9 protein-coding genes are annotated in these 6,445 nt (G+C 64.3%); 5 read left to right on the plus strand and 4 right to left on the minus strand.

From position 1 onward, the window contains the following. From ACREC7_RS15165 to ACREC7_RS15175, 3 genes are all read right to left on the minus strand, one after another. The coding region (locus tag ACREC7_RS15165) for a hypothetical protein (RefSeq protein WP_431556531.1) at positions 1 to 325 on the minus strand (325 nt) is incomplete at its 3' end. Between the two features lie 143 nt (positions 326 to 468). Next, a complete protein-coding gene (locus ACREC7_RS15170; protein WP_431556532.1) occupies positions 469 to 903 on the minus strand; it encodes a hypothetical protein in 435 nt (144 codons plus the stop codon). A gap of 83 nt (positions 904 to 986) precedes the next feature. Further along, a complete protein-coding gene (locus ACREC7_RS15175) occupies positions 987 to 1,280 on the minus strand; it encodes a GYD domain-containing protein (RefSeq protein WP_431556533.1) in 294 nt (97 codons plus the stop codon). A 174-nt stretch (positions 1,281 to 1,454) separates the two neighbouring features. Between ACREC7_RS15175 and ACREC7_RS15180 the strand changes: the two genes are divergently transcribed. The 3 genes from ACREC7_RS15180 to ACREC7_RS15190 all read left to right on the plus strand — a co-directional run bounded on the left by ACREC7_RS15180 (position 1,455) and on the right by ACREC7_RS15190 (position 2,575). Continuing rightward, complete coding sequence (locus tag ACREC7_RS15180) at positions 1,455 to 1,637, plus strand: hypothetical protein (RefSeq protein WP_431556534.1); 183 nt, start codon at positions 1,455 to 1,457, stop codon at positions 1,635 to 1,637. Between the two features lie 149 nt (positions 1,638 to 1,786). Beyond that, on the plus strand, positions 1,787 to 2,257 hold the full coding sequence (locus tag ACREC7_RS15185) for an aminoacyl-tRNA deacylase (RefSeq protein WP_431556535.1): 471 nt from the start codon (positions 1,787 to 1,789) through the stop codon (positions 2,255 to 2,257). A 9-nt stretch (positions 2,258 to 2,266) separates the two neighbouring features. Then, complete coding sequence (locus tag ACREC7_RS15190) at positions 2,267 to 2,575, plus strand: Rieske (2Fe-2S) protein (protein WP_431556536.1); 309 nt, start codon at positions 2,267 to 2,269, stop codon at positions 2,573 to 2,575. Here the strand turns inward: ACREC7_RS15190 and ACREC7_RS15195 are convergent. Then, positions 2,572 to 3,861, minus strand: a complete 1,290-nt coding sequence (locus ACREC7_RS15195) for an NCS2 family permease (RefSeq protein ID WP_431556539.1) — start codon at positions 3,859 to 3,861, stop codon at positions 2,572 to 2,574. The genes ACREC7_RS15190 and ACREC7_RS15195 overlap by 4 nt on opposite strands. Before the next feature lie 217 nt (positions 3,862 to 4,078). On the opposite strand from ACREC7_RS15195, the gene ACREC7_RS15200 reads away from it, so the two are divergent. Then, positions 4,079 to 4,609: a gamma carbonic anhydrase family protein gene (locus ACREC7_RS15200; protein ID WP_431556537.1), complete on the plus strand. Its 531-nt coding sequence runs from the start codon at positions 4,079 to 4,081 to the stop codon at positions 4,607 to 4,609. Then, a partial coding sequence (locus tag ACREC7_RS15205; RefSeq protein ID WP_431556538.1) for a hydantoinase/oxoprolinase family protein occupies positions 4,606 to 6,445 on the plus strand: 1,840 nt, incomplete at its 3' end. The genes ACREC7_RS15200 and ACREC7_RS15205, both read left to right, overlap by 4 nt.

Below are 6,445 nucleotides of genomic sequence, written 5' to 3' on the forward strand. Positions count from 1 at the left end.
GGACCGGCCCGGAATCGCGAAAATTGGCCAGGATCGACAGTTTGGGCTCGTCGATCTCAAGCCCGGCGGCAAGCCGCCTCTCGACATGGATGGAGCGGGCGAATGTCCAGGCGAACAGCCACAGAGTGATCAGCCCGGTGAGGACGCTTCCCACCAGCACGAAGGTGTTCCCAAGCTGGATCAGGTCGGCGCCGGCGACGATGAAGGCCTCGATGATGATGCCGAAGCCGCCGGCGACCACGATCGCGGCGCTGATCGAGGTGATGAAGATGGCGACGGGATGGTCTCCGCCGTGGCGGGGACGAGGGTTGGCTTCAGTGTCCATGGGCGACCTAATAGCGGAGACGCCGTGGAAAGCACAAGAGGCCTCATGGTTCGAGATGCGGCCTTCGGCCGCTCCTCACTATCAGCAACCTCATCCTGAGGAGCGCTCGAAGAGCGCGTCTCGAAGGATCAGGCCGGAATTCCTCAGGACCTGGGAACGTCGCGGCGGACTTGGCGCGAGGCGCCGACGATCTCGACGCCCCTGGTGCCGACAAAGCGGTCGAGGTTCATGGTGATGTAATAGGGCGCCGCGAGCGGCAGAACGAGGCCGTTTTTTACGCAGCCGACGACGAGCGTGCGCCAATAGGCCGGGCGGCCGCTATAGGCTTCGTGGCTCAACGAGACTTCCATATTGGTGTAGGGCTTCATGCCGGTGACGGTGAGCTGATAGACGCCGCGCCCGGCATACCATTCGATATCGATGCCGTTGAAATCGATGGGATAGCACTCGCCGGTGAGGCTCCAGACCGGCACAGTGAGGGACGGCACATCAGGCTTGCTCAACGGTCCGGCGGCGGCAAGTCCGGCCATCGACATCAGCGCCAACCCGGCAAACAGGCTTATCGTGCGGCGACCCATCGCATCCCCCCAATTCCGAGGACGATAGCCTAACCAACGACTGTGACCGCCTCAAGGTCAGACGGAACACCGCAAGGCCGGCCTCAAACCATCTTGCCGATGACCCGCCTCATCTCCTCGAAGGAGAAAGCGCGCAGAGTCTCGCATCGGACATTGCCGAGCGCTGCGGCGCTGAGTGCCAGAGCAGTCGCACTTTCGTCATCGGCAGCTTCGAAAACAGCGACGACATCGTGACGGCCTAGGGTCCAGCATAGTTCCTTCATGGCGATACCGCTCTTTTCGGCCATCGCTTGGAAGGCCTCAGCCCGGCCGATCGTACCCCTGATGTTGCGTATGCCCTGATCGGTGAAGTTGGCGAGCAAAACATATTTCGGCATTGGATCTCTCCTCTCCAGTTGTGGCCAGGAAAGTCTACTATGAGGCGGCGATCAGGTGAAAATCAGCTTGAGCAGGAAGGCGCCCGCCGCGATCGGTGGCTGGCGATTGGAGCGGAACCCGGGGCAGCGCCTTCCAGTTGCTGATGCTTGCGACGATGACCAAGGAGATATCCCATGCAGATGTCAGAGGTGCACGATTATGCGAGCCGGCTGCTTCGGGAGCATGGCGAAAAAGCCCAATTGATCGCCGCCCAAAGGGCGCTCGAATGCGAGAAGCGCGGCGACAGAAGCGAAGCCGAGAACTGGCGCCGCATCCGCGATACGCTCAAGGAGATGAAGGGACCGCTTGCCAGCTAGATCGCGACGCTGACCATCCGGCCGACATTGTGGCGCGGAGGCGATTGGCGTATTATTTGCGCGTGCAATTCGAGCAGCCGCGCATGGTGAGGCGTCGGCTGGGGCTCTCACCGTGTGCGAGGCTTGACCGTCGCAGAGGAGGGCCGAACATGGCCATTGCCCAAGCATTCCAAAGATATCTGGCTAGCAAGAACGTTCTGTATGACATCGTTGCGCACGAACCGACGAAGTCGTCGATGCGCACCGCTGAAGCCTGCCGCATCTCGGGTGACCGTATCGCCAAAGCCGTCGTGCTCCGCGATGAATATGGCTACGTCCTGGCCATACTGCCGGCGTCGCACCACATCCGCCTGGACGATCTCAGGACACAACTGGGCTTGGATGTTGACCTCGCCGCCGAGTACGAAATCGAAGAATTGTTCGACGACTGCCTGCCAGGTGCGATTCCCCCAGCCGGTGAGTGCTATGGGCTCGATACGATGGTCGACGACAGTATCGAGGATCAGCCCGATGTGTACTTGGAGGGCGGCGATCATGAGACGTTGGTTCATATGAGCCGCGCGCAATTCGTTTCTCTCACGGCGACGGCACGTCACGGCTGTTTCAGTGTCCACGACTGAGGACAGTTGATGGCTGAATTTGTGAAGGTGGCAAGCGCGAACGAGATCGCGCCTGGCCAAGCTCGCCTGGTCAACGTCAGGGGCAAGGAGATTGCCTTGTTCAATATCGAGGGCAACTTCTTTGCGCTCGAAAATGCCTGCACGCATGAAGAAGGGCCATTGGCCGAGGGCGACATCGAGGGCCACGAGGTCACTTGCCCCTGGCATGGCGCAAGGTTCGACGTTCGCACCGGAGAGGTTCTCTGTGCGCCTGCCTATGACGACGTGGCGCGCTACAACGTGCGCGTCACGGGCACCGACGTCGAAGTCGAGATTTAGGCAAAGATGAGCTTGAGCAGGAAGGCGCCGGCGATTGCCGCCGAGGCGGCGTTGATCTCATGCATGCGGCCTGAGAGCAGTTTCAGCGCCACATAGGCGATGAAGCCGAGCCCAATGCCGGTGGCAATGGAATAGCTCAAGGGGATCATCAGCGCGATGGTCAGCGCCGGGATGTATTCGGTGGGCTCGTCCCAGGGAATAGCGCCGAGGCTCGTGGCCATGAGACAGGCGACGAACAGGAGCGCCGGCGCCGTGGCATAAGGCGGTACGGTCTGCGCGAGCGGCGCCAGGAACAGGCTCGCCAGGAACAGCGCCGCCACCATGAGTGCGGTCAAGCCGGTGCGTCCGCCCTCCTCCACGCCTGCGGCGCTCTCGATATAGGCGGTTGTGGTTGAGGTTCCGAGCGCAGCCCCCAGCATGGCCCCGCCTGAATCGGCAAGCAGCGCCTGGCGGAGCCGCGGTAGGCGTCCGTCCACGTCAAGCAGGCCGGCTTGGCGGGCCACGCCGATCAGCGTTCCCGCGGTGTCGAGAAGCATCACCAGCAGAAGCGTGAGCACCATGGTGAGAAGCCCGAGCCGAAAGGCGCCGGCGAGATCCATTTTGAGAAAGGTCGGCGCGAGCGACGGCGGCATGGCGGCAAGACCGTGCCAAGGCTCAAGCCCGAGCCAGACCGCGGCAAGCGTCACGGCGATCACGCCGAAGATGATGGCGCCCGGGACCTTCCGCGCCGCAAGCCCTGCAATGGCGAGGAAGCCGGCGATGGCGAGCAGCGCCTTCGCTTCGGAGAGATCGCCGAGCTTGACCAAGGTGACGGGGTCGGCGGCGACGAGGCCGGCATTCTGCAAGCCGATCAGCGCGAGGAACAGGCCGATGCCCGCGGCAATGCCGAGCTTCAAAGTCAGGGGAATGGCGTTGATCAGCCATTCGCGCAAAGGTGTGAGCGAAATCAGGAGGAACAGCGCGCCGGACAGGAACACGATGCCAAGCGCGAGCTGCCAATTGCCGCCGAGCTCAGGCACCATGGTGAAGGCGAAATAGGCGTTGAGCCCCATGCCGGGGGCGAGCGCAATCGGATAGTTGGCGTAGAGCCCCATGATGGCGCTCGAGAGCGCCGCGGCGAGGCAGGTGGCGACGAACACCGCGCCATGATCCATGCCGGCCTTCTCGAGGATCGCCGGGTTCACGAACATGATGTAGGCCATGGTGAGGAAGGTTGCGAGGCCGGCGCGGAGCTCGGTCGGTACGCTTGAGCCTGCGGCGGTGAGGCCGAAAGTGCGATCGAGCATGCTCGCCAATCCAGATGTCTCGACGGATGCCTGCGAGCCGTCTCCTCCCCGTTCTTCGGCCATTCACATTACCCCTGCCTTGTCGTCGCCCGGCTCGACCGCGCGATCCAGTACTCCCCTTGCGAAGTGTGTGTTTACTGGATGCCCGCTTTCGCGGGCATGACAACACGGCGGATGACGTTTATCCACACGTCTGGCAGCGACGAAAGGAGTGATCATGGGCATCTACGCGCTCGACGGTGAGGCGCCGGAGCTTCCGGCCGACGGCCTTTATTGGGTCGCCGACACCGCCGCGGTGATCGGGCGCGTGCGGCTCCATTCCGATGTGAGCATCTGGTGGGGTTCCGTCTTGCGCGGCGACAATGAGTGGATCGAGATCGGCGCCCGCTCGCAGGTGCAGGACAATGCCACGTTGCACACCGACCCAGGCTTTCCGCTCACGATCGGCCGCGACTGCGTCATCGGCCACAACGTCATTCTGCATGGCTGCACTATCGGCGATGCGAGCTTGGTCGGCATGGGCGCCATTATTCTGAACGGCGCGAAGATCGGCGCCAACTCTCTCGTCGGCGCCGGCGCGCTGATCACCGAGGGCAAGGAGTTCCCTGACAATTCGGTAATTGTCGGCGCGCCCGCCAAGCTCGTGCGCGAGGCCGACGACAAGACGAAGGCGATGATGGCGCGGGTGTCCGACGTCTATGTGCGCTGCTGGAAGCGCTACGCCGCTGGGCTGATGCGGCTCGGATGATCGTGAGCGGCACCTGGCAGTTCTGCATCGACCGCGGTGGCACGTTCACCGACATCGTAGCGCGCAGCCCTGACGGGCGGCTGCTCACGCACAAGCTCCTCTCGGAGAATCCGCAAGTCTACGCTGACGCGGCCACAGCCGGTATCGCCGATCTGCTTGGTGCGGCGCGTGGGCGCGCTCTGCCGACGGAGCTGATCCACAGCGTCAAGATGGGGACCACCGTCGCCACCAATGCGCTGCTCGAGCGCAAGGGCGACCGCGTTTTGTTGCTGGTGAGCGAAGGCTTCCGCGACGCGCTCGAGATCGGCTATCAAGCGCGGCCCAAGATCTTCGCGCGCAAGATCGAGAAGCCGTCGATGCTCTATGCGCGCGTGGCCGAGGTGGCTGAGCGCATCCGCGCCGACGGCGCAATCGAGACCCCTCTCGACCTCGCCGCCACGCGCGCCGCGCTGGAAGCCGCCCGCGCCGAGGGCATCGACGCCGTCGCCATCGTGTTCATGCATGCCTACGCGTTTCCGAACCATGAGCGCCAGGCCGCGCGCCTCGCTTACCAAGCGGGCTTTGCCCAGATCTCGGTGAGTCACGAGGTGAGTCCGCTGGTCAAGTTCGTTGGCCGCGGCGACACCACCGTGGTCGATGCCTATCTCTCGCCGCTGCTCCACAGATATGTCAGCCGAGTCTCCGCAGCGCTTGCACCTCTCCCCGGTGGGGACAGGTCGGCTGCTCCGCTTGCGGGGCAGCCGGGTGAGGGGGAACCGGCTGACGTGGGAAGCCCCCTCACCCCAACCCTCTCCCCACAGGGGAGAGGGGGAGCATACGGCAGCGCCTCGCCAACGCTGCTCTTCATGCAGTCGTCGGGTGGACTCACCTCGGCCCATCTGTTCAAAGGCAAGGACGCCATCTTGTCGGGGCCGGCAGGCGGCGTGGTCGGCGCGGTCGGGACCGCCCGCATCGCCGGCTTCACCCGCGTCATCGGCTTCGACATGGGCGGCACCTCCACCGACGTCTGTCATTTCGACGGCGTCTATGAGCGGACCTTCGAAAGCGTGGTCGCGGGCGTCCGCGTGCGCGCGCCGATGATGCTGATCCATACCGTTGCCGCCGGCGGTGGATCGATCCTGTTTTATGACGGCGCGCGCTTCCGCGTCGGACCTGATTCAGCCGGTGCCAATCCGGGGCCAGCCTGCTACCGCCGCGGCGGCCCGCTCACCGTCACCGACGCCAATGTGATGGTGGGGAAGCTTCTGCCCGATTACTTCCCCAGGATCTTCGGGCCGCGACAGGATCAGCCGCTCGACGCCGAGATCGTGCAGGCGCGTTTCGCTGACCTTGCCGCCGAGATCGGCAACGGCCGCGAGCCTGCTCAGGTCGCCGACGGCTTCATCCGCATCGCGGTGGAGAACATGGCGAACGCGATCCTGGCCATCTCGGTGCAGCGCGGCTACGACGTCGCCGACTATGTGCTGAACACCTTCGGCGGCGCCGGCGGCCAGCATGCCTGTCTCGTCGCCGACGTGCTCGGTATCGCCCGCGTGCTCATCCATCCGCTGTCAGGGGTGCTTTCGGCTTATGGCATGGGGCTTGCCGAGCTGAAGGCGACGCGGAGCCGAGCCGTATTGCGCCTGCTCGATGCGGAGGGTCTCGCCGCAGCCGAGGCCCTCGCCAAGCCGCTGGCCGAGGATGCAAAGGAGGAACTCACTGGCCAGGGCGTCGCCCGCGTCGGCATCCGCGTCGGAGTGCTCGCGCATCTCCGCTATCTCGGCACCGACAGTGCGCTGCCGGTGCCGCTCGGCAGCGGGTCTTCTCCTCTCCCCAGCGGGGAGAGGTCGGCTGGTT

This window comes from Methyloceanibacter sp. (genome assembly GCF_050728395.1).
Classification (GTDB): Bacteria; Pseudomonadota; Alphaproteobacteria; order Rhizobiales; family Methyloligellaceae; genus Methyloceanibacter.

Coding starts and splice junctions, on each gene's coding strand:
- ACREC7_RS15170 (WP_431556532.1), bottom strand. CDS start 903: ATGGGTCGCCGCACGATAAGCCTGTTTGCCGGGTTGGCGCTGATGTCG.
- ACREC7_RS15175 (WP_431556533.1), bottom strand. CDS start 1,280: ATGCCGAAATATGTTTTGCTCGCCAACTTCACCGATCAGGGCATACGC.
- ACREC7_RS15180 (WP_431556534.1), top strand. CDS start 1,455: ATGCAGATGTCAGAGGTGCACGATTATGCGAGCCGGCTGCTTCGGGAG.
- ACREC7_RS15185 (WP_431556535.1), top strand. CDS start 1,787: ATGGCCATTGCCCAAGCATTCCAAAGATATCTGGCTAGCAAGAACGTT.
- ACREC7_RS15190 (WP_431556536.1), top strand. CDS start 2,267: ATGGCTGAATTTGTGAAGGTGGCAAGCGCGAACGAGATCGCGCCTGGC.
- ACREC7_RS15195 (WP_431556539.1), bottom strand. CDS start 3,861: ATGCTCGATCGCACTTTCGGCCTCACCGCCGCAGGCTCAAGCGTACCG.
- ACREC7_RS15200 (WP_431556537.1), top strand. CDS start 4,079: ATGGGCATCTACGCGCTCGACGGTGAGGCGCCGGAGCTTCCGGCCGAC.